The sequence below is a fragment of the Natronomonas sp. genome (genome assembly GCF_047616845.1).
In the GTDB taxonomy this organism is placed as follows: domain Archaea; phylum Halobacteriota; class Halobacteria; order Halobacteriales; family Haloarculaceae; genus Natronomonas.
Genome location: NZ_JBLGBY010000031.1, coordinates 1 through 25,466, shown reverse-complemented (window position 1 = coordinate 25,466; position 25,466 = coordinate 1). Strand labels below are relative to the sequence as shown.

At 65.6% G+C, this 25,466-nt stretch carries 31 protein-coding genes and 1 pseudogene; 16 read left to right on the top strand and 16 right to left on the bottom strand.

The window, feature by feature from the left end:
* Positions 1-683 (bottom strand): annotated as a pseudogene (locus ACI8UR_RS07810) (tRNA-ribosyltransferase); the annotation flags it as partial.
* A gap of 75 nt (positions 684-758) precedes the next feature.
* Positions 759-2,267, bottom strand: a complete 1,509-nt coding sequence (gene tgtA, locus ACI8UR_RS07805) for a tRNA guanosine(15) transglycosylase TgtA (protein WP_411715605.1) — start codon at positions 2,265-2,267, stop codon at positions 759-761.
* A 94-nt stretch (positions 2,268-2,361) separates the two neighbouring features.
* On the opposite strand from tgtA, the gene ACI8UR_RS07800 reads away from it, so the two are divergent.
* Complete coding sequence (locus tag ACI8UR_RS07800) at positions 2,362-2,646, top strand: ubiquitin-like small modifier protein 1 (protein ID WP_411715606.1); 285 nt, start codon at positions 2,362-2,364, stop codon at positions 2,644-2,646.
* Between the two features lie 33 nt (positions 2,647-2,679).
* Here ACI8UR_RS07800 and ACI8UR_RS07795 read toward each other — a convergent pair whose 3' ends face one another.
* The 3 genes from ACI8UR_RS07795 to gatD form a co-directional block, all read right to left on the bottom strand.
* The gene (locus ACI8UR_RS07795) at positions 2,680-3,450 is read right to left on the bottom strand and encodes an enoyl-CoA hydratase/isomerase family protein (RefSeq protein WP_411715607.1); all 771 of its coding nucleotides are present in this window, start codon (positions 3,448-3,450) and stop codon (positions 2,680-2,682) included.
* Positions 3,451-3,511: 61 nt separating this feature from the next.
* A complete protein-coding gene (locus tag ACI8UR_RS07790; protein ID WP_411715608.1) occupies positions 3,512-4,423 on the bottom strand; it encodes an N-acetyltransferase family protein in 912 nt (303 codons plus the stop codon).
* Between the two features lie 6 nt (positions 4,424-4,429).
* On the bottom strand, positions 4,430-5,674 hold the full coding sequence (gene gatD / locus ACI8UR_RS07785; RefSeq protein WP_411715609.1) for a Glu-tRNA(Gln) amidotransferase subunit GatD: 1,245 nt from the start codon (positions 5,672-5,674) through the stop codon (positions 4,430-4,432).
* Between the two features lie 80 nt (positions 5,675-5,754).
* Here gatD and ACI8UR_RS07780 point away from each other — a divergent pair, with 80 nt between their 5' ends.
* Positions 5,755-6,264 carry a hypothetical protein gene (locus ACI8UR_RS07780; RefSeq protein WP_411715610.1) on the top strand — a complete coding sequence of 170 codons (510 nt, stop codon included), beginning with the start codon at positions 5,755-5,757 and terminating at the stop codon, positions 6,262-6,264.
* A 54-nt stretch (positions 6,265-6,318) separates the two neighbouring features.
* On the opposite strand, the gene ACI8UR_RS07775 is transcribed toward ACI8UR_RS07780, so the two are convergent.
* Positions 6,319-7,026 carry an ArsR/SmtB family transcription factor gene (locus ACI8UR_RS07775; RefSeq protein ID WP_411715611.1) on the bottom strand — a complete coding sequence of 236 codons (708 nt, stop codon included), beginning with the start codon at positions 7,024-7,026 and terminating at the stop codon, positions 6,319-6,321.
* Positions 7,027-7,068: 42 nt separating this feature from the next.
* On the bottom strand, positions 7,069-7,866 hold the full coding sequence (locus ACI8UR_RS07770) for a hypothetical protein (protein WP_415087729.1): 798 nt from the start codon (positions 7,864-7,866) through the stop codon (positions 7,069-7,071).
* Positions 7,867-8,098: 232 nt separating this feature from the next.
* On the opposite strand from ACI8UR_RS07770, the gene ACI8UR_RS07765 reads away from it, so the two are divergent.
* The 4 genes from ACI8UR_RS07765 (at position 8,099) to tmk (ending at position 11,225) form a co-directional block, all read left to right on the top strand.
* On the top strand, positions 8,099-8,452 hold the full coding sequence (locus ACI8UR_RS07765) for a DUF5802 family protein (protein WP_411714645.1): 354 nt from the start codon (positions 8,099-8,101) through the stop codon (positions 8,450-8,452).
* A gap of 24 nt (positions 8,453-8,476) precedes the next feature.
* Positions 8,477-9,358, top strand: a complete 882-nt coding sequence (locus ACI8UR_RS07760) for a Vms1/Ankzf1 family peptidyl-tRNA hydrolase (RefSeq protein WP_411714646.1) — start codon at positions 8,477-8,479, stop codon at positions 9,356-9,358.
* 42 nt (positions 9,359-9,400) lie between these two features.
* Positions 9,401-10,414 (top strand): DUF1611 domain-containing protein, encoded by a 1,014-nt coding sequence (locus ACI8UR_RS07755; RefSeq protein WP_411714647.1) that lies wholly within the window; start codon positions 9,401-9,403, stop codon positions 10,412-10,414.
* Between the two features lie 214 nt (positions 10,415-10,628).
* Complete coding sequence (tmk, locus tag ACI8UR_RS07750) at positions 10,629-11,225, top strand: dTMP kinase (RefSeq protein ID WP_411714648.1); 597 nt, start codon at positions 10,629-10,631, stop codon at positions 11,223-11,225.
* On the opposite strand, the gene ACI8UR_RS07745 is transcribed toward tmk, so the two are convergent.
* Positions 11,226-11,537 carry a hypothetical protein gene (locus ACI8UR_RS07745; protein ID WP_411714649.1) on the bottom strand — a complete coding sequence of 104 codons (312 nt, stop codon included), beginning with the start codon at positions 11,535-11,537 and terminating at the stop codon, positions 11,226-11,228.
* A gap of 82 nt (positions 11,538-11,619) precedes the next feature.
* Here ACI8UR_RS07745 and ACI8UR_RS07740 point away from each other — a divergent pair, with 82 nt between their 5' ends.
* Positions 11,620-12,657, top strand: a complete 1,038-nt coding sequence (locus ACI8UR_RS07740) for a thiamine pyrophosphate-dependent enzyme (RefSeq protein ID WP_415087728.1) — start codon at positions 11,620-11,622, stop codon at positions 12,655-12,657.
* A gap of 3 nt (positions 12,658-12,660) precedes the next feature.
* On the opposite strand, the gene ACI8UR_RS07735 is transcribed toward ACI8UR_RS07740, so the two are convergent.
* On the bottom strand, positions 12,661-12,891 hold the full coding sequence (locus tag ACI8UR_RS07735) for an Lrp/AsnC ligand binding domain-containing protein (protein ID WP_411714651.1): 231 nt from the start codon (positions 12,889-12,891) through the stop codon (positions 12,661-12,663).
* Positions 12,892-13,021: 130 nt separating this feature from the next.
* Here ACI8UR_RS07735 and ACI8UR_RS07730 point away from each other — a divergent pair, with 130 nt between their 5' ends.
* The gene (locus ACI8UR_RS07730; RefSeq protein ID WP_411714652.1) at positions 13,022-13,708 is read left to right on the top strand and encodes a potassium channel family protein; all 687 of its coding nucleotides are present in this window, start codon (positions 13,022-13,024) and stop codon (positions 13,706-13,708) included.
* A 1-nt stretch (position 13,709) separates the two neighbouring features.
* Positions 13,710-13,937, top strand: a complete 228-nt coding sequence (locus ACI8UR_RS07725) for an Lrp/AsnC family transcriptional regulator (RefSeq protein ID WP_411714653.1) — start codon at positions 13,710-13,712, stop codon at positions 13,935-13,937.
* A 5-nt stretch (positions 13,938-13,942) separates the two neighbouring features.
* Here ACI8UR_RS07725 and hemA read toward each other — a convergent pair whose 3' ends face one another.
* From hemA to ACI8UR_RS07710, 3 genes are read right to left on the bottom strand one after another with little or no spacing between them, the layout of a single operon-like run.
* Positions 13,943-15,304 carry a glutamyl-tRNA reductase gene (gene hemA, locus ACI8UR_RS07720; protein WP_411714654.1) on the bottom strand — a complete coding sequence of 454 codons (1,362 nt, stop codon included), beginning with the start codon at positions 15,302-15,304 and terminating at the stop codon, positions 13,943-13,945.
* Positions 15,301-15,948, bottom strand: a complete 648-nt coding sequence (locus ACI8UR_RS07715; protein WP_411714655.1) for a bifunctional precorrin-2 dehydrogenase/sirohydrochlorin ferrochelatase — start codon at positions 15,946-15,948, stop codon at positions 15,301-15,303. The genes hemA and ACI8UR_RS07715 overlap by 4 nt, the downstream gene beginning before the upstream one ends.
* A 24-nt stretch (positions 15,949-15,972) precedes the next feature.
* Complete coding sequence (locus tag ACI8UR_RS07710; RefSeq protein ID WP_411714656.1) at positions 15,973-17,031, bottom strand: Lrp/AsnC family transcriptional regulator; 1,059 nt, start codon at positions 17,029-17,031, stop codon at positions 15,973-15,975.
* Positions 17,032-17,175: 144 nt separating this feature from the next.
* Here ACI8UR_RS07710 and ACI8UR_RS07705 point away from each other — a divergent pair, with 144 nt between their 5' ends.
* Positions 17,176-17,331, top strand: a complete 156-nt coding sequence (locus tag ACI8UR_RS07705) for a hypothetical protein (protein WP_411714657.1) — start codon at positions 17,176-17,178, stop codon at positions 17,329-17,331.
* Here ACI8UR_RS07705 and ACI8UR_RS07700 read toward each other — a convergent pair whose 3' ends face one another.
* Both ACI8UR_RS07700 and ACI8UR_RS07695 read right to left on the bottom strand, forming a co-directional pair.
* Positions 17,332-17,736, bottom strand: coding sequence for a DUF5778 family protein (locus ACI8UR_RS07700; RefSeq protein WP_411714658.1), 405 nt, complete (start codon positions 17,734-17,736; stop codon positions 17,332-17,334).
* Positions 17,737-17,839: 103 nt separating this feature from the next.
* Positions 17,840-18,034, bottom strand: a complete 195-nt coding sequence (locus ACI8UR_RS07695; RefSeq protein WP_178288972.1) for a cold-shock protein — start codon at positions 18,032-18,034, stop codon at positions 17,840-17,842.
* A 189-nt stretch (positions 18,035-18,223) separates the two neighbouring features.
* Here ACI8UR_RS07695 and uppS point away from each other — a divergent pair, with 189 nt between their 5' ends.
* Positions 18,224-19,147: a polyprenyl diphosphate synthase gene (gene uppS, locus ACI8UR_RS07690; protein ID WP_411714659.1), complete on the top strand. Its 924-nt coding sequence runs from the start codon at positions 18,224-18,226 to the stop codon at positions 19,145-19,147.
* 67 nt (positions 19,148-19,214) lie between these two features.
* Here uppS and ACI8UR_RS07685 read toward each other — a convergent pair whose 3' ends face one another.
* Entirely contained in the window at positions 19,215-19,823 is a 609-nt protein-coding gene (locus ACI8UR_RS07685; protein WP_411714660.1) for an undecaprenyl diphosphate synthase family protein, read from the bottom strand.
* 83 nt (positions 19,824-19,906) lie between these two features.
* Between ACI8UR_RS07685 and ACI8UR_RS07680 the strand changes: the two genes are divergently transcribed.
* Positions 19,907-21,232: a DUF92 domain-containing protein gene (locus ACI8UR_RS07680; RefSeq protein ID WP_411714661.1), complete on the top strand. Its 1,326-nt coding sequence runs from the start codon at positions 19,907-19,909 to the stop codon at positions 21,230-21,232.
* Positions 21,229-21,639 (top strand): N-acetyltransferase family protein, encoded by a 411-nt coding sequence (locus ACI8UR_RS07675; protein WP_411714662.1) that lies wholly within the window; start codon positions 21,229-21,231, stop codon positions 21,637-21,639. Before ACI8UR_RS07680 ends, ACI8UR_RS07675 begins: the two co-directional genes overlap by 4 nt.
* Here ACI8UR_RS07675 and dnaG read toward each other — a convergent pair.
* The gene (dnaG, locus tag ACI8UR_RS07670; RefSeq protein ID WP_411714663.1) at positions 21,616-22,986 is read right to left on the bottom strand and encodes a DNA primase DnaG; all 1,371 of its coding nucleotides are present in this window, start codon (positions 22,984-22,986) and stop codon (positions 21,616-21,618) included. The two genes, ACI8UR_RS07675 and dnaG, sit on opposite strands and share 24 nt — an antisense overlap.
* Before the next feature lie 146 nt (positions 22,987-23,132).
* Between dnaG and ACI8UR_RS07665 the strand changes: the two genes are divergently transcribed.
* The 3 genes from ACI8UR_RS07665 to ACI8UR_RS07655 all read left to right on the top strand — a co-directional run bounded on the left by ACI8UR_RS07665 (position 23,133) and on the right by ACI8UR_RS07655 (position 25,365).
* Positions 23,133-23,525 (top strand): tRNA-binding protein, encoded by a 393-nt coding sequence (locus ACI8UR_RS07665; protein WP_411714664.1) that lies wholly within the window; start codon positions 23,133-23,135, stop codon positions 23,523-23,525.
* 80 nt (positions 23,526-23,605) lie between these two features.
* Entirely contained in the window at positions 23,606-23,842 is a 237-nt protein-coding gene (locus tag ACI8UR_RS07660; RefSeq protein WP_411714665.1) for a DUF3311 domain-containing protein, read from the top strand.
* Entirely contained in the window at positions 23,839-25,365 is a 1,527-nt protein-coding gene (locus tag ACI8UR_RS07655; protein ID WP_415087726.1) for a sodium:solute symporter family protein, read from the top strand. Before ACI8UR_RS07660 ends, ACI8UR_RS07655 begins: the two co-directional genes overlap by 4 nt.
* Positions 25,366-25,466: the final 101 nt, after the last annotated feature.

Sequence of the window (25,466 nt, the reverse complement as noted above, 5' to 3'; positions counted from 1 at the left end):
CCCTCCGAGATGCGGTAGCGAACGCGGGCCAGTTCCGCGCGCAGGGCGTTGGCGTTGTGCTCGGCACAATCGGCCCGAGAGAACTCCGAGACGGGCGTCTGGCAGGCGCTGCACGCACAGGGGAGTTCGTCGAGGTCTTCGAGGAACGCCTCGCCGTCAGTCGAAAGATAGAAGCCCTCGAAACCGCGGGCACGAGCGCGCTTCTCGTCGAGCAGGTCGACGCCGGCATACACGAGCGTCGCGGCGTTCGCGGGCGTCGCCACGCCCGACAGATACAGCGCGGTGTCGTCCGGCGTCGCGTCGCGAACGGCGAGGACGGCGTCGACGAACGCCTCGGCGTGGCCCGCGTAGCCCGGCGCGCCCCCGAGGAGGTAGGCGTCGGCCCCGTAATCGTCGGCCGTCTCCGGAGAGACGACGGCGGCGCTCGGATAGTCGACATTCGGGTAGTCGACGGCGAAGGCCTCGGCGACCGGCTGTTCGGTTCCCCGCGGGAGCGACCGATGCGGCAACACCGTCAGCGCCGCGTCGTCGCCCTCGGGCTCCGCCTGCTCTTCGTGCCAGAGGCTTCCCGCGTCTTCGAGTACGTCATCGACGAGCGCCGGCGTGGTGAGCGATTCCGAGAGCCGCAACTCACCGCGGCGCGCGGCGCCGTCGCGGCCGTGAAGTTCGAAATACTCGGTCATTGGTGTCGTTCCGCGGCGGGGCGGTAACTGTTCGTCGGTTCGGTCGTCGGCTGGCGTCGCGATTCGAAAGGACGCTCACTCGCCGTCATCGCTGGCTTCCTCGGGCGGGACGCTGTCGGGGCCGAGCACGAGCGTCTCGACGTCCTCGGGCAGCATCTCGAGTGCCGCTTCGGGCCACGCCCAGTGGCCGACCGCGAACTCGGTGCCCGGGTTGGCCTCGGCCAGCGCACGGACGCCATCAGCGGCGGCCGTGTAGGCACTCACATCGAGCCGGTCGGGGAGTTGGGCGGTCAGCGGGTAGCTGTCCGATAGCGCCGACGGGAACGGGCCGAACGGCGGCTGGAGTCGCCACGTCTCGTCGTAGCGGTCGTTGGTGTCGCCCTCCGACAAAAGCACGCGGTCGCCCTCGACCGGCAGCCGCGAGAGGCGTTCGTGGTGGCGCAGTACCTCCGGACGGCGTGCGGACTCGCCGGAGAGATAGAAGAACGACCCCTTCGAGACGGGGTCGCTCCGTTCGAGCTGGTCGGCAGCGTCCAGAAGCGCCCGGTAGCCGTCGACCATCGAGGGGTGGCCGCGCGCACGGCGCTCAACGAGCTCGAAGAGATTGCCCTCCCTGAGTGCCTGCTTGACCGTCCGGATCTCCCGGTAGCTCACGTGGAGGTTGTGGCGGGCGAGCAGTTCCTCCCGTTCGTCCTGGCCCACATTCCGGAGGTCGTCGGGCGTATGCGCCGCACAGACCGGACACGAACAGGGGAAGTAATCGAGGTCGTCGAGGTGGTCGGTGCCGGAGACGGTGAGATAGCGGCCATCGCGGGCGTACAGCGCGTACGCGGCCGAATCGAAGAGGTCACAGCCCGCGGCGACGGCCAGGGCGAACATCATCGGATGGCCGGCGCCGAACAGGTGGACGGGCGCGTCGGCGCCGAGGCCGCGTTTGGCCGCGAGGATGGCCTCAACCATATCCCCGTAGCGGTAGTTGTTCATCATCGGAACGACGGCGCCGATGGGGAACACGTCGAGGCTCGTCCCGTAGGCGTGCTCTGCCGCGGCTTCACGGAGGTCGGGGTACGTCGACCCCTGGACGGGCGCGCTGACGAGCATCTCGCCGACGCCGACGTCCTCGGCGGCTTCGAGCCGCTGCTGTGTGGTTTCGAGTTCCGCTTCGGCCTGCTCGCGGCCCACGTCCGGCGGCGTCGGAATGTCGATGGGCGTGCCGATGTCCGAGCCGATATCGTGTTGGAACTGGAGGATTTCCTCGTTCGTCACCGAAATTTCGCCGTATTCGGAGAGCTGGAACGAGCCCGAGTCGGTCATGATGGCGCCGGAGAAATCGAGCAGGTCGTGGAGGCCCTCTTCGAGGGCGCGTTCGCGGTATTCGTCGCTCTTGTAGAAGATGTAGCCGTTCGTGATGAGGACGTCCGCACCGAACTCCGATTCCAGCGTCGCCGGGGCAATCGTTCGGAGGTGGGGGTTGATGACCGGCAGCAGTGCCGGCGTCTCGACGGTGACGCCGGCCCGTGGAACCTCGAGGTCGCCGATGCGGCCAGCGCCGTCGGCGTCCCGGAGTTCGAAGATGTCGCGCATTGTCCGTCGTTCCGTACCGATAGCGGTAAGGGTTGCGTTCGCCGCCGCTGCCGCCGTCGATAGCCTGAAGGGGGACGGCCGCCGACTTCCGGACATGGAATGGCGACTGTTCGCCAATCTCGGCGAGGCCGCTGGCACCAAACACGTCGAGGTGCCCGCCGAGGCCGGCGACACGTTCGGTGAGGCGTTCGAGCAACTGCTCTCCGCCCATCCCGAGCTCGAAGACGAGGTGCTCGATGAGAACGGCGAGATCCGCGACCACATCCGCGTGCTGCGGAACGACCACAACCCCTTCGTGAAAGATGACGGGTACGATACTATTCTCGAAGAAGGCGACGAACTCGCCTTGTTCCCGCCCGTCAGCGGCGGCAGCCGATAGAGCCGCCCCGTCCGCGCCGCAAACGTCGCTCGCTTACTCGAATTCCGGGTCGCGGTCTTCGACGAACGCGGCCATCCCCTCCCGTTGATCCTGGCTCCCGAAGAGGCCGGCGAAGGCCCGCTTCTCGTATTCCAGACCTGCGGCCTGTCCGCTTTCGTGGCTCTGATTGATGGATTGTTTGGCTGCCCGAAGCGCGAAGGCGGGCTTCGATGCCAGTTCGGCAGCCAGCTCTGCCGCCCGGTCGTCGAGCTCACCGTCGGCAACGACTTCGCCGAACAGCCCCTCCTCGGCGGCGGTTTCGGCGTCGAGACGCTCACCCAGGTAGATCATCCGCCGGGCGGTTTCGTCGCCGACCACCTTCGGAAGGCGTTGCGTGGCACCGTACCCCGGAATGATGCCGAGGTCGATTTCGGTGTTGCCGATAATCGCGGACTCGCCGGCGATACGGAGGTCGCAGGCGAGTGCCATCTCACAGCCGCCGCCGAAGGCGAAGCCGTTGACCGCGGCGACGACCGGCGCGGGGAACGCCTCCAGGGCATCGGCGACCTCGTGGCCCAGTTCGCTCCACTCCTGGGCCTCTTCGGGCGAGAGGTCTTGCATGTACTTGATGTCAGCCCCGGCGATGAACGCGTCACCGGCGCCCGTCAGAACGAGCGCGCGGGCGTCACCGTCGGCGGCTTCCTCGAGCGCTTCGAGCATCGCCTCCAGCGTTTCGACGTTCAGTGCGTTGAGCGCGTCGGGTCGGTCGACGGTCAGTGTCGCGACATCGTCGTCCCACTCGAGTTGGACTGTCTCCCAGGACATAGCCGAATCGCGGCTTGTGCCCCCATGAATCTACTGCAGGCGGAGATTCGTGTCCGGACGCTTAATACCGCGTCAGGTCACGCTCGAGGACGAAATCCGGCTCCTCGGAGAACGACACGCGACCGTAGGCGGCGTCGGAGACGTGCCGCGGCGTTTCAGGTACCAGGATGCGCGCCTTTTCGGCGCCCTGTTCGGCAGCATCTCGGGAGACCGCAGCGGCGAGTGCACGGAAAGCGTCGTCGTCCGTCCACGCGCCGACGCCGTATTCGGCCCACGTCTCCTCCTCGCCGTCGTCATTCTCCCGTTCGAGGGTTCGCGTCCGGTAGGTCATCGCGCGGGCACGCTCGCCGTCCGTGATGGCAAACGCCGTCTCGGCGTCTTCGAGGCGCGCTTTGGTCACCTCGGCGAGCGCCCACGATTCCTCGAGATCGAGGCCGAGTCCTGAGAGTGCCCGGTAGGCGTCGCTGCCGTGAAACGCACTCCAGGCGGCCGTCGCGTCCGTCCGCACCTCAAAATCAGTGTCCGTCTCCGCTGTCGCGTCGGCGTCGGCCTCGGGTTCGACCCAGCGGAACTCACAGCAGGGGGTAAAGCCCATCGAGCGGGACTGCCCGAGGCCGGCGGCGTTCCACGAAAAGACCATGTTCCGGCAGACCGTCGCCCCGCGGTCTGCGGCCCACTCGAAGACGGCCTCGGTCAGTTTCGGGCTGACGTTTCGGCCACGGAACTCCGGGTCGACGCGCATGCCCTGCGCCCACGCCTCGTGGTCGGAGAGCAGCACGCCCTGACAGATGCCGACGGGCTGGTCGTCGACCGTCGCGACGAACGTCCGCTGAGTCGGCCCGTCGGTTTCGACCCACTCGTCGAACACGCGGGGGATGTAATCCCCGACCCGCGACCACGTCTCCTGAGTGAACGCAACGACGGCGTCGCGGTCGTCGTGGCAGGCCTGCCGTACCGACACGCGTTCCGACATCTCAGCTCACGTCCAGGGAACGGAACGCTCCTGCAGTTCACCGGCGATGGGGCGACGCATCGTCTCCTCGACGCTCCCGACGTTCGCGAGCGACCACATCAGTTTGACGTACGCCGTCGCAGGGAGAGTGTCACCCGCTTCAACGACGCCGGCTTCAAGCAGGTCACGGCCGGTATCGTAGACGCGGTCGCAGACGCGACCTTCCAGGCACTGACTCGTCATCACGACGGTCGTGCCGTCGTCGACGAGTTCGTCGATGCGGTCGATCCATTCGGTGTTGACGTGGCCGAGGCCCGTGCCTTCGAGGACGACGCCCGAGGCTCCGTCGGCGATATCGAGGAAGTCGGGCGAGGTGCCGGGGACGAACTTCACGAGCTCGACGTCCGTATCGAGGTCGGCAGCGAGATGGAGGTCGTCGGCGCCGCGGTTGGCCGCCGGCCGGCGGAAGGTGAGGTCGCCGGTCTCCCACTCGATCTTCCCGAGCGGTTTCGCGCCGACCGTCTCGAAGGCGTTCCGCCGGGAGGTGTGGTTCTTCCGAACGCGCGTGCCGCGATGGAGCGCACAGTAATCGTCCGATTCGGTCGCGTGCATACAGAGAAGCACCTCCGAGTGGTCGGCCTTGGCGGCCTCGACGGCACAGACGGCGTTCATCACGTTATCGGAGGAGGGGCGGTCGGCCGAGCGCTGGCTGCCGGTGAAGACCACAGGAACCGGCGTATCGAGCATGAACGACAGCGCTGAGGCAGTGTACTGCATCGTGTCGGTGCCGTGCATCACGACGACGCCATCGGCGCCGTTCTCGATTTCCTCATAGACGGCTTCCGCGAGTTCCGCCCAAACCTCCGGCGTCATGTTCTCCGAGAGAATGTTGGCGACGACGCGACCCCGGTAGTTCGCCCGCCCGGCGAGTTCGGGCACGGCGCGGAGGACGTCCTCGGCGTCGAACTGCGCGGTCACAGCGCCCGTCCGGTAATCGACCGTCGAGGCGATGGTGCCGCCGGTCGAGATGAGCGCGATGGTCGGCAACTCCTCCTCGAAGGTGATCTCGGAGATCCCCTCGGCGGCCTGTGCTTCCTCGACGTCGTGGACGTCGGTCTCCAGCAGTTCGGCGTCGGCGTCCTTGCGGTCGACGCCGACGTTGTAGCCGCCTTCCAGTTTGATAACAAGGTGGTCGGCGGTCGTCGAGGGCATGAGCACGCCCTCGTAGGTGGCGGCGCCGCGGTCGACGTGGACGCGATCCCCTGGGTTCATACTCCCGGCTACCGGGCCGGCGGACTTGAAAGGCTCCCTTTCCGGGAAAGACCGATACCGCTGGCGTCCCGAAAGGACGTATGAGCCGCGACCGCACCCGGACGCGAGACGGGGCAGGCCGCGACGCCGACGACATCACGACCGAGTTCGACATCGACGCCGGAGAAGACGACGCCGCTGAAACGACTTCCAGCGCGGAAACGGGCGGTGGCCTCCGGTCTCGGGTCGGCAGCCGCGCGAAGCGCCTCTTTTCGCCGCGACACTTCGCCATCGCGCTCGTCGCGTCCGCCGGTGGGCTGTTCGCCGCGAGCGCGTTCGTGCCGCTCCCCGGAAGCGGTCTCCTGGGCGTGTTCGTCGTGGCGTTCCTGCTCGGCCTCGTGCTCGACGAGCGCCGCTACGCCGAAACGACCGTCGCGGGCGGCCTCGCCGCCGGAGCAAGTACCCTCTTCGACATCGCGCTCGTCGCCGTTCTCGGCGGCTTCGGTGTCTCGGTCGCCCTCCTCGGCGGCGCTGTGGGTGCTGCGGCTGGCCTTCTCGGTACCTACTTCGGCCGTGACCTCCGGGACGGCCTGACGCGCGACGTTCCCTGAGCGTATTCACAGGCATCGCGGCGGCGGCAGAATAGCGTCGAGCTGCGACCCTTGCTACACGAGTTGCCACTCGTCGCCATCACGTTTGACGACGTCGTGGGCCGATAACCCCTCCAGGGCGTCGGCAACGACATCCGGCGGCGCTTCGACGCGGCGGCTGAGCTGTTCGGGCGTCGCTGGGCCGCCTGCGAGCCCCCGGATGAGTTCTGCATAGAAGCGGCCATCGACGCCCTCGAAGTGGGCGCTGATTCGGTCGAGCGTCTCCGTGAGACGGCCCTGTACCCATCGCTGGGCCATCGACAGCTCGTTTTCGAGCCGTTCGAGCTCCCGGAGGTCGTGGGCCAGGTCGGGGAGCGTCTCCGAGTCGGGGTCGGCATCGGATTCAGCTTCGGCGTCCGTTTCGTCGGCCTCTTCGTCTTCCTCGCCGGTGTGTTTGATATCCAGCGAAACGTACCGCCAGGAGGTGATATCGAGGTTCGGCGACGCGGAGTAGGCGCTTTTCGTGCTGAAATCGTACGGTGAGACGTTGACCTCGAGTCGGAGGTTTCGGGCGATGGAGAAGTACTTGCGACGGCCGTCATCGACGTGGGATTCGACGAGGCCCGCATCCTCCAGTTTTCGAAGGTGGTCGATGACCGCTTTCGGGCTCACACCGAGGTATTCGCTGATTTCCGTGACGTAACAGGGTTTGCGCGCGAGGAGTCGCAGGATTCGTCGACGGTTCTCGTTGCCGAGCAGATCCAGAAGCGCCGCCGAGTCCATTTGCTAGGTGTTCGGCCCGAGAACGAAAAAGGGTGACGCGATTTAGCCGCTCGTTTCGGTACCGGCGTCGCCGGCGCTGCCGTCGGCGGTCGAATCGGAACCGCTGTTGCCAGCACCGTTATCGGACGGGGAGTCTGCGCCTGAATCGTCGCCGCCGCCGTTCGTCCGGTTCTGTCTGTCAGTGGCTTCCGCGCGGTCGCCATTGCCAGCTGACCAATTGCGGGCGGTCTCGTTGCCGTCAGCACCCGGCACGTCGGGCATGCCTGGCGTCTCGCCGTCAGTCACGTTTCCCAGCGGGCCGCGTTGGGCAGCTGACGGTGGGCTTGCGAGCCCACGTGCGAGTTCGGCTACCTCCGGGCCGGTGAGGTTGCGCGCGTTCGTCCGGAGCGTTTCGAGTCGCTGGGAATCCAGGCCCGCGGCTTCGGCGGCCTGTTCAGTCTCGTTGACGGAGCGCTCCAGGCTCGATGCGCCGACGGTCACCTGTGTCGCGACGGCGTACTCACGGACGCCCGGTTCACCGGAGGCGTTGACCGCCTGACGGCGCTCGGCGAGTCGGTCGTGGCGTTCCTGTAACCGCTCGGTTCTGTTCTCGATGAGGGCGCGGCGCTCTTCGGGGTCGTCAGTCCGGTTGAGAGCGGCGTCGAACATCCCATCGTCGACACCACCCTGCGTCTCGGCGCTGCTGGCCTGCATGAACGAGGAGACTTCCGCCCCAAAGGAGGCGTTCGCCTCGGTCTCGTTGTCGGCCTGCGTCGTATCCGCAGCCACGCCGCCCACGGCGGCAGCCGCCACCAGGACGAACGCGAGCAGGAGGCCAGCGCCCACGGCAGTTGTTCTCATCACCTGCTACTCAGTCCTCCTACTCGTAAAAGCCCACCCTCCGTTCTAACCGTTCAGTACGAATCAAGACGAGTTTAGACAGTCCAATAGCGTTCAGGCGGCAATGAGTCCCGCTCGTTGTCGATTTGCCGTCGTCGTGTCAACTGGGAGAACGAAGCGCGCTGATTGCGCGACGACAAGAGGATTCCGGACAAAGCTTATGCGTGTCAACATATGACACACAGGTAGCGGCATGTTCGAACGGTTCTCAAGCGGCTACTACCTGGGTCGGCTCTACGTCGAGCCCCATGGTGGCCACCAGGCCGTGATGCACCGCGAGCAACACGAACAGGTCAACGAACAGCTGTACGACGAGGAGTACGATGGGCCACTCGTGATGAAAATCGGCACGGCCCACGTCCCCGTCCACGGCGCCGACGGCGTCCCCGGCCGTACCATCGCCTTACCCGAAACTGTCCTACCAGCGACGGGTGTCGATAACCCTCCAACACTCCGGGAAGTGTTACTCGCGAAGGCCGACCGCGCCGCCCAACTGCTCGGCGTCGACAGCGACCCTTCCTCGGGCGACGGGGCCGCGGGCTTTTAGGCACGCCGCGCCGTCGGTTCGCCGATGCTCGACGACCTCCTCGGCCGAACCGAACTGAAAGAGCGAATCGAGGAACTCGAAGCGGAGCGCGACCATCTCGAAGCGCAACTCGAGGGCGAAGGCGAGCGCCGCAGGGAGGCCGTCCGCGAGCGACAGAACGCCGAAGAGCGTATCAACCGCCTCGAAGACCGTATCGCCGATCTCGAAGGAAAGGTCGGCAAGAGCGAACCCGAGGTCAAAATCGGCTTCCGTCACGAGGAGACGGTTCGGGGCGACCGCCTCGACCGGGCGCTTTCGCGGCTGGAATCCTTCGACAGCGGCCCCGAGAGCGTCCTTTCGGCGTTCGTTGAGGAGCAGATCCCTGAAGCCGTCGCCGACCTGCTCGGCAGCCACAGCGCGCTCGTCTCGCGGGCCGCGCCGTGTCTCGTCTACGCTGACGATACGGGCCTGCTCGCGACCGCGCTTCGGCCGCCAATCGCGCCCGATCCCTTCGTCGAGTGGGACGACACCCCCCGCGTGGAACGGTCGTGGCTCCAGCCGAGCGGCCGGTTCGCGCTCGCGCTCGTCCGCTCGGATACCTTCGCAGTCGGCGTCTACGAAGGCCACGAACGCGTCGATTACGAGGGCTTCACGAGCGACGTCAAAAGCGACCACTCGAAGGGGGGCTTCTCGCAGGCACGCTTCGAGCGCCTCCGTGACGAGCAGATCGCCGAGCACGTCGAGAAATGCGAGGACGCGCTATCCGAAGTCGACACAGACCGCCTCTACGTCGTCGGCGACCGCCGGCTCATCGGTGAGTTCGACGACGCCGAGGTGACGGCTGCGGTCGACGCGACCGGCAAACCCGAAGCCGCGCTGAAAGACGCCTTCGACGACTTCTGGTCGGTTCGGCTCTACGGCCTCTGACGGACTGGTGCGTTTATTATCGGCCGCTGTCTCGCAGGGCGTATGCGCATCGCGGTTCTCGCCCACGAACAGTTCCCCGACCGCGCGAAAACGGCGGTCGGAATTCTCCGGTACGGCGACCAGGACGTCGTCGCCGTCCTCGACCGTGACTCGACAGGAACGACCGTCGGCGACCACCTGCCCGATATCGAGCAATCGGACGTCCCGGTCGTCGAAAGCGTCGACGACGCCCCCGAATTCGACGCCCTCGTCGTCGGTATCGCGCCCATCGGCGGCGGCTTCGAGGAGTCCTGGCGCCCGGACGTCCGCAGCGCTATCGAACGCGGCGCCGACGTCATCGCCGGGCTCCATTACTTCCTCAGTGAGGACGACGGCCTCGTCGCGCTGGCCGAGGAACACGGCGCCGAACTCCGCGATATCCGGAAACCGACGGACGATCTGACGGTCGCCGAGGGTGTGGCCCGCGACCTCGATGCCGAAATCATCCTCACGGTCGGCACCGACTGCTCGACTGGCAAGATGACGACGACGCTCGAACTCGTCGAAGCGGCCCGCGAGGCTGGCCTGGACGCGGGCTTCATCCCCACCGGACAGACCGGCATCATGATCGCCGACTGGGGCATCCCTATCGACCGCACGATCAGCGATTTTACCAACGGTGCAGTCGAGCGTATGCTGAAAGAGAAAGCCGACGACCACGACTACCTCTTCGTCGAGGGGCAGGGTTCCATCATCCACCCGGCCTATTCGGCGGTTACCTGCGGTATCCTCCACGGTGCGATGCCGGATTATCTCGTCCTCTGTCACGAGGCCGGTCGGGACGCGATTCACGGCTACGAATCGTTCTCGATTCCGAACCCCGGCGAGGTGGTCGACCTGTATCGTGACCTCGCGGACGGCGTCACGTCCACCGAGCTCCTCGGCGGCGCGTTGAACACCTACGAACTGGACGAGGAGGCCAGCGAGCGCGCCATCACGGAGTACGAGCGAGACATCGGGGCACCGGCCGTCGACCCGGTTCGACACGGCGCCGGGAAACTCATCAATCAGCTATGAACACCGCCTTCGACACCGTCGAACTCACCCTTAATGTCCCGTTCACGCCGACCTCGACGGGTCGTTGCTGCTCGAAGCCGACCCCTACGGCGGCGTCCGGGTCTCATAGGGGCATTTCGAACTCGGCAGCGTCGAACGGGGTACCGGCGCCGTCCCGCGCTGACGGCGTGGGCAGACCCGGCAACTCATATGGGCCCGAACCGACGCCCCGAACATGCTCATCACGCTCGAAGGAATCGACGGGAGCGGGAAGACGACGGTCTGGGAGGCGCTCCACGGCAGCCTCCCCGAATCCGAGACCGTCTTCACCCGCGAACCGACTGAATCGTGGTACGGCGACGCGGTGAACCGCTCCATCGGCGACAACGAGGCCGACCCGCTGGCCGAGCTGTTTCTCTACACGGCCGACCATGCCGACCATCTCTCCCGGGTAATCCGGCCGGCGTTGAACGATGGAGATATCGTCATCGCCGACCGCTACTCCGACTCTCGGTACGCCTACCAGGGTGCGACGCTGTCGGGCGTCATCAAACAGCCGATGGCGTACGTCCGCGGCATCCACGAGCCGTTCACCCGGGAGCCGGACGCGACGCTGTATTTCGACGTACCGCCAAAAACCGGCGCCGATCGCGCGGGCGCGACGAACAAATTCGAGACGGTCGATTATCTCGAACAGGTGCAGGACAATTACGAGCGGTTGCTCGAATCCGAGCCGAATCGGTTCGTCCGCATCGACGCAACCCAGTCGCCGGAGAAAGTCATCGCCGCGGCCGAACAGGTCATCTCGGATCTGCTGGAGTACGAAGGCTAGTTAGAGCGTGTCGGGGACGTCGACCTCCTCGGGCGACGGCATCCAGAAGTAATCGAACGCGATGCCGAGGGTCAAGGGAAGGAGGACGGTCAAGCCCACGACGGTGGCGGGGGCGCCGAGGTTCGGCCCGAGTGCCTGGCCAAGCACGAGCGTGACGACGGTCAACACGACCGGTGTAAGCAGCAGCGTGTAGAGTGCGCCGCCCCACCGCGTGTTCAGGCGCACGCGGAACGCGCGGGTGAGTACCGCCGCGATGAGCGTGTTGAGGCCGACGAGGACGAGCAGACCCGCGGCTTCGAACGGAGAGACCATACCCCGAATATGGGGTCGAGACTCTTTGCTTTGTCTCCATGGAGGCGTCACGGCTATGCCGGCGGCCGTCGAGAAGCCGTGTATGCATCGCGTCATCGGGGAGCGGTCGGCAGACCGGATCGACGCCGACCTCGCGCGTGACCTCCTCTCGGAGATGGTTCGGGCGCGGGTCTTCGACGAGCGCGTATTCGCCCTCCAGCGGCAGGGGTGGATGAGCGGCTACCCGCCGTTTCGCGGCCAGGAAGCCTCACAGGTCGGTGCCGCGGCGGCGATGGCCGACGACGATTGGCTCGTCCCGACGTATCGCTCGAACGCGATGCAGTTGACCCGTGGCGTCCCCATGGCCGATATCCTCCGGTTTCGCCGCGGCTTTCCCGAGTACGGCTCGAACCACGACGTGCCCGTGTTACCGCAGGCGGTGCCTATCGCCTCCCAGATTCCGCACGCGACGGGGCTGGGCATGGCCGCGAACTATCGGGATACTGATGAGGCCGTCATCTGCTATTTCGGTGACGGCGCGACCTCGGAGGGCGATTTCCACGAGGGGCTGAACTTCGCGGGCGTCTTCGAGACGCCCGTAGTGTTCTTCTGTGAGAACAACGGCTGGGCGATTTCGACACCCGAGGGCCGGCAGACGAAAAGCGAGACCATCGCCGCGAAAGCCGACGCCTACGGCATCGAGAAGGCCCGTGTCGACGGCAATGACCCACTTGCAGTGTACGAGATCGTCGCGAAATCCATGGAGTTTGCCCGCGAGGGGTCACCCGTGCTCGTCGAGAGTCTCACCTACCGGCAGGGGCCACACACAACGAGTGACGACCCCGAGCGATACGAGGAGCGTGCTGAGTTTCCGGACTGGCGCACCCGCGACCCCCTCGACCGCTTCGAGGAATATCTCCGCGAGGCAGACATCATCGATGCGGTATTCGTCGAGTCAGCGCGTGAGACGGCCGAGACGGCGTTCGATGCAGCGCGCAGAGCCGCCGAAGACGCCGAACGCGCCCCCGAAGCGCTCTTCGAATCGGTGTATGAGGAGCGGCCGCCGATGCTCGAACGACAGCACGCGGAGCTGACGGCGTGGATCGAGAAACACGGCGACCCCTACGAGAACGGGGAGTAAGCGTCACTCCAGGCAGACGTACGTTTTCGTGTCGGTGACGGCATCGAGGCCGCGAATCCGGGTCGCAACGGAGTTGATGACGTCGTACACTTCGCCGGCGTCAGCCTCGACGACGATATCGAAATTGCCGGCGATGACGTTCGCATCCGAGACGTGGTCGAAGGCCCGAACCATCTCGACGAGCGCCTCGGCGTGGCCGGTGTCGACCGTCACCATGATAAAGGCGTGAACCATGGTACTCCTTCACAGAGCGTAGCGAAAAAACTTTCCCGAAAGCGGCGGCCCGAACGTCGCGATTGCCCGCGATTCCGTAGCATCATGCCACGGAGTAACATTATTGGGTGCGGTCGTTGTATGGGATAGCATGAGATTCGTTATCGTTGGTGCCGGCCGGGTTGGGATGCGAACCGCCCGGGTGCTTCGCGAGGAGAACCACGAGGTCGTCATCATCGAGCCGGACGAGACGAAGGTCAGCCGGCTGCAGAACCAGGGGTTCGAGGCCGTCCAGGGCGACGGCAGCGATGAGCAGACGCTTCTGTCCCAAGACCTCGCGAACGCCGACGGCGTGGCGGCGCTGACGGGCGATATCGTCGTCAACTTCATCGCCTGCATGATCGCGAAAGCCAACGACTGCCGGACGGTGCTCCGGGTCGACGACGACTACCGCGAGTACGTCGTCAGCAAATACTCCTCGGACGTCGACGAGGTCATCTACCCCGAGCGACTCGGCGCCATCGCCGCCAAGAACGCCCTCGTTGGCGGAAGCGTCCGCGCCGTCGCCGACATCGCACACAACCTCCAGCTCGTCCAGCTAACGGTCACGCGCGACTCGCCGATGCGGGGCTACACCCTCTCGGAACTGGAGTTGCCCGCAGACGCGCGCGTGCTCGCCTTCGGCAAATCCGACGACCGACTCCGACTCCCCGACGCAGACGTCTCGCTTGAGGCCGGTGACACGGTCGTCGTCATCGCCGATTTCAGCGTTCTGCGCGATGTCGAACAGATCATCGTCGGCGAGACGAGCCGTGCCGTCGCACAGGGAGGTGCCTGAGATGGTCGTCGCCTACATCATGGTGAAAGCCTACACCGGTGAAGCCGACAAACTCAAAGAGGATATTGAGGCGCTCGATGGCGTTGTCTCCGCCCACATCGTCGCCGGTGACGTCGATATCATCGCGAAAGTTGATGTCGGCTCACCGGCCGACGTGAAAACCATCGCCGCGACGAACATCCAGTCACTCGAAGGAATCGAAGACACGCACACGTACGTGGCGATGTAGAAGGGTCAGTCGTCGTCGGTCGCCAACTGATCGAGAACGCGGGCGGGCATCTGCTCACGCATCTCTTCTGGAAGGCCTTCGGGGCCTTCAGGAATCGAAGGGATGTCCATGTGGCCGTCGTCGGCGCCGGGGTCGAACAGCTGGAGGGCGGTGTTGATCGTCGACCACTCGTCGTTTTCGGCGGCATCACGGAGGCTCTTGGTCGGCGCCGAGAGCAACTGGCCGACGAGGGCGTCGGCCATCGATTCGAGGATTTCCCGTTCTGCCTCGGAGACCTCACCGTCGGTTTCGGCCTCGAGTTTGGACACCGCGGTGTGGAGTTCGCGGGCCTTCATCCGCTCTGCGCCTTCGTACATCGCCGCGATGACCTGGTCGGCGCGTTTGCGCTTGTACTGACTGATGAGGTGGTCGAACTCCTCATCGATGAGCGCCTCGACGGCTTCGGCGGCTTCCTTGCGCTGTTTGCGCGTCTCGTCGGTCACCGATTCGATGGAATCGAGGTCGTATACGTCGACGCCGGCGACCTCGTCGGCTGCCGGCGAAACGTCTCGCGGCTGGGCAATGTCGATGACGAGCGTCTCGCCCGCCGATTCGAGTGCGTCCCGGTCGAGAACGTACTCGTCGCTGCCCGTCGCGGTGACGACGACATCAGCTTTCTCGACCACCGTCGGGAGGGCCGCGAGACCGACAGCCGACCCTTCGGTGTCGAGTTCGTTGACGAGATGTTCGGCGTGGGGGAGCGTGCGGTTGGCGACGATAACGCGGTCGGCGCTGCCGGCCAGTGCCCGAGACGTGAGCGTCGCCATCTCGCCGGCCCCGACGACGACAGCGGTGGCGTCCTCAAGGTCGCGTTCGGATTCTGCGAGACGGACGGCCGCAGAGCCCAGCGAGACGACGCCCTCGTTAATTTTCGTCTCGCTTCGGGCGCGCTCGCCGACGTGAAGCGCCTTGAGAATGGCGTCGTCGAGCGTCGGCCCGATAGCACCCGCGCCACGGGCATGCTCGTAGGCTTCACGCACCTGGCCGATGATCTGGTCTTCGCCGAGGACGAGCGATTCGAGGCCGCAGGCGACACGAAGCAGATGTCGGAGACTGGCCTCGTGACCGAGTTCGCGGATGGCCTCCGAATCGACATCGGCGAGATACGACTCCAGCACATCGTGGCCGCGTTCGGCGTCGTCCGAGACGACGTACGCCTCCGCGCGGTTGCACGTCTGGATGACGAACGCCTCCGACATGCCGTCGTGACCAAGGAGCGTCTCGACGGCCGCGCGCTCCGATTCTGCGAACGCCGATTCGATCTGGTCGACGCTCGCGTGGCTGAATGAAACGCTGACGCCTGCGATGATGCCTGTTCCTGTCGTCACTCTTGCTCACCCAACGTCGATTCGACGATGGCGTCTACTTCTCGTCGTGTCTTGTATCTTCCCGTACCTAAATCCTTCCAAACTCTCGGTGACTGCACCACCGCCCGAACCGCGTCCCGTCGTGTCTCCGGGTCGATATCTCGCTGTTTCAGGTCGGCACGAACCTCGGCAGTCAGGTCGGCTAACACGCCTGCGCAGTCGATTTCGTCCTCGATACGCTTTCGGAGTTCCTTCGACAGCGCCGGGCTCGCGCCACCCGTCGAAATGGCGACCGAGACATCGCCGTCCCGAACCGTCGCGGGCACGACGACGCTTCCCGCATCGCGGGCGCCGGACTGGTCGGTACGGTTCACGAGCACGCCACGGTCGTTCGCTGCGGATTCGACGGCGTCGTTGACCGCCTCATTGTCGGTGGCTGCGACCGCCAACACCGGTTCCACGCGGTCGAACCACTCCGGGATATCTTCGGGGGTGGGCGCCGCCTGCACCAGTTCGGCGCCGCCGTAATCGTCGGCCGGAAATTCCGGGCCGACGACGATGACCTTGGCCTCGCGGGCGAACCGTCGCGCTTTCCGGGCGCCGACGCTGCCGCCGCCGACCACGAGCACCGTCTCGTCCGTGAAATCGTGGTACAGTGGAATCATGCGTCTGCTCTCTGGCTCACGGCGTCACTCCGTGTTCGCGTCGGCGCGTTCGTCCATGCGGATGCCGGTCTTCTTCAGAATCTGCGTCGAGAACAGCGTATCCCAGTCGTCATCGCCGACATCCCAGTGTTCCTCCATGGTCTCTTTGACCCGCTGGACGCGCTGTTCGCTTTCGGCTTCCGAGCGGCCATGTGTCATCGCGAAGAAGTTGTACGGCCACACGCCGTCGTGCCGCGGGCGCTGATAACAGTGCGTGACGAACCCGAGTGCGGCCACCTCCGGGCCGACCTCGTCGACTTTCTCGTCGGGCACGTTCCAGACCGTCATCCCGTTTTCCGTGTAGCCGAGTTCGTAATGGTTCGGGATGACGCCGACACGGCGCACCTTCTCCTCCGCGTTGAACCGCTTGATGGTGCGGATGGCCCACTCCGTGTCGACGCCGAGTTCGGCGGCCACGTCCGCGTACGGCGTCTCCGAGATGGGCAGGCCGTCCTGGATTTCGAGCACGAGGTCGCGCTCGTCCGGCGTAAGGGTCTCGCGCTCGGCCGGCTCGACGTCGGGGCCGAGTTCCGAACGGTCGACGTCGCCGTCCGAAATCGGGCCGTCGAGCAGGAACTTCGCCTCGACGCGGAACTCCTGTTCTTTCGGGAGATTGTACGTCTCCTGGCCTGTTTCCGCTTCGGTATCACGGAGCACGCAGTCGACCTCATCGGGATCGGCCACGGACACGACGAACCACATGTTGAGGTGTGGGTGCGCGCGCTCGTAATTGTGCGCGACCTCGCGGTGGTCGTTGACCTGCGCTGCGATTTCGTCGAAGCGCTCTTCGGGGGCGTGCATCGCCACGAGGGTCGCCGCGCCGCCGATCTCCTGGGCGTTGATGAGGGCGCCGAACCGCGTCAGGACGCCCTCTTCGTCGAGCTGCTGGACGCGTTCGAGCAGTTCCGCGGCGCTAACGTCGATACCGCGCTCGCGGAGCGCCTCGGCGGCCGGCTCGAACGGCCGCTCGACGACGGGAAAGCCGCCCTGATAGGCGTTGATGATGGCTGTATCCACGCGTCCCAGTCCGGCGGCGGTACTCATTGTCCGCACGTCCGGCTTTCGGAGACATAAGCCGTGCGCTCCCGACACCGTCGGCGAATTGAACAGCGAAAACAGTGGTGAACGTTGTTGAAATCGGATGACACGTCTCGGGGGTCTTTTGTCATCGCTGTCGACGGTGCAGATATGAGCCACTCATCCCCGGCATCGTCCGACGACAGCCGAATCGACAGCCGCTACAAAGCTATCGAGGAAATGGACGGCCTCCGCATCTACGACGATACCGTCGAGGAGGCGTGGGTGCACTCCGATACGTGGCTGAGCCTCGACAAGTGGGACTAACTACTCGCCGCGCACGCCAGTCGCGTCGAAGCCGAGTTCCTCGACGCCCCCGACGATTGCCTCCTGGTCGGCGTCAGCCTCGTAGTAGAAGACGATGTCGTAGGTTTCGTCTCGAATCAGCTGCTGGCACTCCCAGACGAACTCCTCGTCCTCAAGCGTCAGCCCCTGGTGTTGATTCACACCGAATCGGTCGTCGTCGTTGCCGGAGTAGACGTAGGTGTCGGTCGGGGCGATGCCGGACGCTTCGGCGATGAGATTGCCGATATCGAGGGTGGCCTGATGCAGCGTCGGCTCCTCGTCGCTCGTCAGCTCCGTGCGAACGATGACGCCGTTCAGCTTGATGTCGCCAGGTTCCAGCAGGGCTTTCGTCCGCTGCAGCAGGTCGTCATCGATAGCGTCGCTCATACGAACCAGTCGCTATCGAGGGTAATACAGGTCACGGTCCGCGACGAGGGTGAATCCGTCCGCACCGCGCCGAAGTCAGTGTGCTGTGCCGTGGGCTACCTGCTTACAGCCGTTCGAGGTTCTTCGCTCGGGGGCCTTTTTCGGCCTCCTCGATCTCGAACTCCACTTCCTGCCCTTCCTCTAAGTCCGGGCCACCAACGTCTTCCATGTGGAAGAAGACGTCCTCGTCCGCCTCGTCGGTTTCGATGAAGCCGTAGCCGCCAGTGTCGTTGAAGAAGTCGACAACGCCTTTCGCCATTGCAACTATTAGATTTGTAAGACCGAGTTAAAAATGCTGTGGCTGAACTGAAAGTATGGCCAGAACGGCCGCTATAGACCGTAAACACACCGACAATGGCCGGGATTGAGATATTCGATGGGAGCAGTCCTGACGCCGTCGGTGAAAACCAAAAACACTCATCCGTCTGCGTCTCGTCGATTCCCGTAGATGTTGCGCAGGGTACGTCGCCTCGTGGACGGTGCATACGAGCGGCTGCTGGAGCGGGAACTCTCCGGCGCACCGACCCACGTCGCGGTGATTCAGGACGGCAACCGCCGCTACGCCCGCAAACAGGGCGCCGAGAAGACCGAGGGCCACCGCGCGGGCGCCGACACGACGGAGCAGGTACTGCACTGGTGTGGCGACCTCGGCGTCGAGGAACTCACCCTCTATGCGTTCTCGACGGAGAACTTCGAGCGCCCGCGCGAGGAACGCGAAGCGCTGTTCGACCTGGTTACGGAGAAGCTCCGCGCTTTCGCCGACAGCGAGGAGGTGCATGACCGAGCGGTTCGCATCCGCGCCATCGGCGAAACCGAGCAACTCCCCGAGCGCGTTCGCGATGCCATCGCCTACGCGGAGTCACGAACCGCCGAGTACGACGACCTGTATCTCAACGTCGCGCTGGCCTACGGTGGCCGCGCGGAACTGCTCGGTGTCGCCCGCGATATCGCCGCCGAGGCCGCGGGCGGCGAACTCGACCCCGAGGACGTGACCGTCGACGAGATCGAATCCCGTTTGACCGCCCGGCCGACCCGTGCTGTCGACCTCATCATCCGCACGGGCGGCGACGAGCGCACCTCGAATTTCCTGCCGTGGCACGCGAACGGCAACGAGGCAGCGGTGTACTTCTGTACCCCATACTGGCCGGAGTTCTCCCGTGCTGACCTCCTGCGAGCGATTCGCACCTACGAGTCACGCCAAGAATCGTGGCGCCGCACCCGTGCCCAGCGGGCCGCGGCGCTGCTCCGGGCGGTGGGTGACGCCGAACTCCAGGAAGCGCCTCGCGTCATCGGTCGGTTCCGCGAGTCGCTCCCCGACGGCGAACTCGATGATATCGACGAATCGGCAGAGACGGAGCCGCGCGCGGACTAACAGCGGGAGGCCGGTTCACCGACCGAACCGCCGACGCGCTCGCGATGGTCGCGCGTCGAGGTTCGGCCTAGCGGCCGAACCGCCGTTGTCGTTCCTGGAACTCCCGCACGGCGCGGAGGAAATCCCGCCGCCGGAAATCTCGCCAGTTGACATCGGTGAAGTACAGTTCCGAGTAGACGGACTGCCAGATGAGGAAATCGGAGAGCCGCTCGGCCCCGGTCTTGATGACGAGGTCGGGCGGCGTCTGGAAGACGAGATGGTTCTCGATCTCCGCCTCGTCGAGATCCTCGGGATCGAGGTCGCCGGCTGCGGCATCCTCCGCGATATGTTGGACTGCAGTGGCGAACTCCTCACGGCCGCCGAGGCCGATGGACACCTGTACCGGTGCGTCGGCAGGCGCATCGGCGTCCGGGCCTCTGACGGCCACGTCGCGCGGGCTGTCGAGTTCCGAAAACGCGTTCTCAAGGGTCGGAACGGCTGCCTTATCGAGAACGCTTACGTAGATGAGGACGTGCTCGGCGCCGGTCTCGAAGGCCCACTTCAGAAACGCCGAGAGCGTCTCGTAGGCGCCCTGTTCTAAGAGGTCGTGTTCCGTGATGACGAGCGCGATACGTTCGGGGACGGTCGCGTCGCTCACGCGGACGCGGGCGGCCAGATAGCGGTCGTACAGCCCCACACACGGTATATCGGTTCCGCGTGCCTGAACGTGTCGGTCTCCCCTTCGGGAAGGTTAAGTGGGCGACGACGGAATCTCGGGGCGTGACTGGCGACGTACGTCGTGCTGTCGGGTTCTTCCTCGTCGGGGCGCTGTCGCTTCTCGCCCCCGTCGTTCACAGCCAGGTAAGCGGCCAACTGGCCGCCGTCCTGACTGTCGCCCCCTTCGCTATCGTCGCCCTCGTTGCGCTTGCTACCTCCGGTGGCCCCCTTTTCGAACTGTTCGCACGCACGGCCGACCGCGAGGGCGGCCGGCTCTACGGGCTCGCTTCCTTCGCGTTCGCCATCACGGGCCTCGCAATCCTCCTCGTCGGCTTCGGACTGCCGACAGCCGCCTTCGTCGCGGCCGTCTTCGCCCTGACGACGGGTAATCTCGCGCAAGCACTCGTCGCGCCACGCGTCGCCGACCCCGTCATCGGGACGTCGGCGTTCGCCATCGTCGGAACCGTCGGCGCCCTCGGCACCGTGCTCGGTGTGGGCGTGCTCGGAGCTACGGCGCCGCCGCTTTTCCTCGCGGCCTTCGTCGCCGCCAGCGGGGCACTCCTCGGCGCGCTCATCCGTTCGGCGCTGTACGTCCGCGACGATTCCCTGGTGTTGCTGTCGGTCGGCCTGCTCGTGTGGTTCCTGCTCGAACTCCAGCCGCCCGGCGCCACGGCCGAACGAGTCCTGGTCGGTCTCGCGCTCACGGTCGCGCTCGGATACGTCGCCTACGCGCTCGGCACCGCCTCTGTCACCGGCATGCTCACGGGCGTCCTGCTGGCGCTGTTTGCCGTCGTCCTCGGCGGGTACGGCTGGTTCGCGCTGCTCGTGACGTTCTTCGGGCTCGGTGGCCTCGCCTCGAAATACCGCTACGAGGAGAAACTCCAGCGAGGCATCGCCCAAGAGAACGAGGGGGCCCGCGGGAGCGGGAACGTGCTCGCGAACTCCGCGGTCGCGCTGGTCGCGGTCGTCGCCTACGCCGCCTCCGGACACGTTGGCGTCGACGCCACGGTGTTCCGCTTTGCATTCGCTGGCGCCGTCGCCGCTGCGCTTGCCGACACCTTCTCCAGTGAGTTCGGCGGCCTCTTCGATACGCCGCGTCTGATCACGACCTTCGAGCGCGTCGAGGCCGGCACCGACGGCGGCGTGACCTGGCAGGGCGAGATCGCGGGCCTCGTCGGGTCGGCCATCATCGCCGGGCTCGGTGGCATCTTCTTCGAGTTCGGCCTCGTCTCGGTTGTGGTCGTCACTGCTGCCGGATTCCTCGGCATGACCGTCGACAGTGTTCTCGGAGCGACCCTCGAGGGCGACCGCCTCGATAATCAGAGCGTGAATCTGCTTGCGACGCTGTCGGCCGGCCTCTTCGCGGCGGTCATCGCCGTGATACTGTGAGTGTCCGTCCGCTCCAGGCCGGCGACGAACCGGCCGTCCGGTCGCTACAAGGGCTGCTCGAATACGCCGACCCGGAACTCGTCACCGCCGCAATCGATGGGCCGTTCATTGGGCGCGTGGCCGTCGACTCCGGCAACGTCGTCGGCTACGCTATCGCATTTCCCGGGTCGGAAACCGTCCTCTCGGAGCTCGCCGTCGCGCCGGCACACAGACGCGCCGGTCACGGGGAGGCACTCGTCGAGGCCATTGCCGCGGCTACGGACACGGACGCACTCGTCGTCACGACACCGGCGGATAACGAGGCAGCACGACGGTTCTACGAGGCGCTCGGCTTCGAACGCGAAGAGCGGGTCGAACAGTTCTACGCCGACGGCACCGACGCCTTACGCCTCGTTCGCCGCGAGTAGCTGGTCTGCGGTTCGAACCCGGACGCTCGTCGGTTGCTTGACGAACTCGCCGGTCGTGGCGGCGACGATCTGTCCGATGCCGCGCTGGGCGGCCACGTCGAGGACGCGCTGGCTCAGTTCGCCGTCGATGACGACCGCGGAAACAGCGGCCTCGGTGTCGGCGATGCGGTCAACAGCTTCGTCGGCGTCGGCTTCGGCGACCGTGCCGAACTCGTCGTCGAGCAGTCGGACTCGGCCGATTTCCTCGCCGATGACGGCACGGACGTGCCCGCGCAGGGAGGTCGGCGTTTCGGACGCCGCTTCGGATTCTGATGGCTCCGGTTCGGGCTCTGCGTCCGTTTCAGCCTCGCTTTCTGCGTCGCCGTCGGCGGCTGTCTCGGTGGCGGAGTCCGTTTCAGCTTCGGTATCGGCTTCCTCGGATGGTTCCGAGGGGGCCGCGACGGCCTCTTCGGCGACCGGCTCCGTGGGCTCCTCGGGCTCAACGCTGTCGCGCGGTTCGACTGACCCTGGTGACGTAGAGACGACCGAACTCGGCTTTTCCGCATCGCTGACGCGGTCGTACGGCACCTTCTCGCGGAGTGCGGCCATCACCTCGTGGCGCGCGAGGTCTTCGACTGAACTGCCCTCGGGCGCGAACGCGACGTAATCGACGTCGCCCACCTGGGCGAGTTCCTTGAGGATGAGTTCGCCACCGCGGTCGCCGTCGAGGAACGCGGTGACGGTGCGTGATTCGGTCAGCGCCGCGACCTGTTCGGGGACGTTCGTCCCCTCGACAGCGATGGCGTTCTTGATGCCGTATCGGAGGAGCGTGAGCACGTCAGCCCGACCCTCGACGACGACGATGGCGTCGGAATCGGCGACGCGGGGGCCGGCAGGCAGGCCTTCGTACTCGGTGATGTCCTCGACTCGGACGGCTTCCCGCACCTCCTCGACGAGGTCGCGACTGGAGCGCATCGATTCGTCGAACGCTTCGCCGAGCAGTGTCTTTGCGCGTTCGACGACCTCCCGGCGCTTTGCGGCCCGGACGTCCTCGATTTTCCGCACCTCGATGGTGGCTCGGCAGGGGCCGACGCGGTCGATGGTCTCAAGCGATGCTGCGAGGATAGACGTCTCGACCTGGTCGAGACTCGTCGCGATGGTGATGTTGCCGAACGACTGGCCGTTCTGGGAGTCGATTTCGACGTCGATGCGGCCGACCTTCGCGGAGTCCTGTAGCTCCCGGAGGTCGAGTTCGTCGCCAAGGAGGCCCTCGGTCTGTCCGAAGACCGCCCCCACGACGTCCGACCGCTCGACGACTCCGTTGGCTGTGATGTCCGCGTGAACGAGGTATTTGGCTGTGTCTTGCATTGATGAACTGCCCGTCGCCGGGCGTGGATGGTGATGGTGAATCCATGAGCGACCCCATGGTCGTTTTAAATACATCACGTTTTATATATAAACTATGCGGGCGGGTATCCGCCGCCGTTTATGTACGATGCCGATGACGACCGGATATGGGTATCGAAGAAGACGACATCGACCCCACGACGTTCCTCGAGGACGTCGAGATGCGCATCGGCGAGATAACGAGCGTCGACCCGTTCCCCGAAGCGCGAAAGGACGTGTACAAACTCACCGTCGATTTCGGCGAGGAGGCCCGCCAGTCGGCGGCCGGCCTGACCGCCCTCTACGACCCCGATGACCTCCTCGGACGGCAGGTCGTCGCCGTCGTCAATCTCGGCACCGTCAACATCGCGGGCTTCGAGAGTCAGTGTCTCGTCACCGGCGTCGACAGCGCGGGACGAGATCCCGCAGGCAGTCGGGCGGCGCCCGATGACGACGGCGACGGCAACGTCGTCCACCTCCAGCCGGAACGGGAGGTACCGAACGGGACGCGCGTGTATTGAAGAAGAATCCTCTTCGACAGACCGTGGTTGTGTATGGTTAGCAAACTTTAGGAGCCTTCGACTGATATCCGCGCCCAACGATGGTCTCGACGGTGGAGAAATACGGCTGGGCGGCCGTGCTGGCGGTACTGATGGTGTTCGCCATCCCGTGGTTCCTGTGGGGCGACAGCCGAACCGCAGCCGGCTTGCCCGTGTGGCTGTGGTGGCACATCGGCTGGATGGCGCTGGCATCGGTCACTTTCTGGCTGTTCACGAAGCGCGCATGGGGCATCGGCATCACCGACCGCGGCGGCCGAACTGTGGGTGAGGACTCATGACTGCGACGCTGCAACTCGGCATCATCGTCGGCTATCTGCTCGTCGCGCTCGCGGTCGGACTCGTCGCCTACCGCCTGACCGAACGCACCGCCGAGGACTTCTATCTGGCCTCGCGAACCTTCGGCACCGTCGTCCTCCTGTTCACCGTGTTCGCGACGCTTCTGTCGGCGTTCACGTTCTTCGGCGGTCCCGACACCGCCTACGCGTTCGGCCCCGAATGGATTCTCGTCATGGGGCTGATGGATGGCATCATCTTCGCGATTCTGTGGTACGTCATCGGCTACAAGCAGTGGCTGCTCGGCCAGCGCCACGGCTACGTCACACTCGGAGAGATGCTCGGCGACCGCTTCGGCTCCGCGTCGCTCCGGGCACTTGTCGCCGCTGTCTCGCTGTTCTGGCTGTTCCCCTACGTCATGCTCCAGCAGATCGGTGCCGGTGGCGCGCTCGCCTCGCTCACCGACGGCGCAGTTCCGTTCTGGGGCGGCGCCGCGCTCATCACCGTCTTCATGATTATCTACGTCGTGCTGGCCGGTATGCGCGGCATCGCCTGGACGGACACGCTCCAGGGTGCGTTCATGCTCACGATGGTGTGGGCAGCGCTTCTGTGGGTGCTCACTGCCGTCGACGGTGGCATCGCGACGATCAACGCTGGCCTCGAAGCCGACGCGCCCGCCTTCTTCGCGCTCGGCGGCGGCTTCTACACGCTCCAGACGATGCTCACCTTCGCCATCTCCATCGCCTTCGGCGTCGCGATGTTCCCACAGGTGAATCAGCGCTTCTTCGCCGCCGCCTCGGAGAAAGTGCTGAAACGCTCCTTCGCGCTGTGGCCCGTCCTCGTCCTCCTGCTTTTCGTCCCCGCGTTCATCCTCGGCGCGTGGGCGAAAGGGCTCGGACTGCAGGCCGACATCGGCGCCGGCGAGAACATCCTGCCCGTCCTGCTGGGTGAATACACGCCGGCATGGTTCGCCGCGCTCGTCATCGCCGGCGCCATCGCCGCGATGATGTCCTCTTCGGATTCGATGCTGCTCTCGGGGTCGTCGTATTTCACCCGCGACGTCTACCGGCCGATGATCAACGACGCCATCTCCGAACGCCGTGAGGACTTCCTGGCCCGCGGCGGCGTCGCCGTCTTCGCCCTCGCTGCCCTCGCTGCGAGCATCTGGGCGGAAGCCGAGGCCTTCGGCGGCGCGTCGGTCGGCTCCGTCCTCGTCAACATCGGCGACCTCGCCTTCGGCGGCTTCGCACAACTGGCCCTGCCCGTCATCGTCGCCCTCTACTGGCGGAAGACGACCCGGCAGGGAATGCTCGCCGGCGTGCTCACACCGCAGCTCGTCTACATCGCGTTCAACTTCCTCCCCGAGACGGCCGTCGGGTCGATGACACTCTTCTCGGACGCCTACTTCGGCTGGGGCATCTCGCTGTACTGTATGCTGGTAGGGCTGGTCGTCACCGCCGGCGTCTCCGCCCTCACCGCACAGGCACCCGAGGAGGACACCGACCTCTACTTCGAGCTAGCGGACTGAATTCGCCGACTCCCCGCCTTTTTAGGCGCCTGTAGCGAACGCGTACCCATGCAAACCCACATCGTCCCGGTCGGCTTCGACTACGACCGGCTCATCGCGCC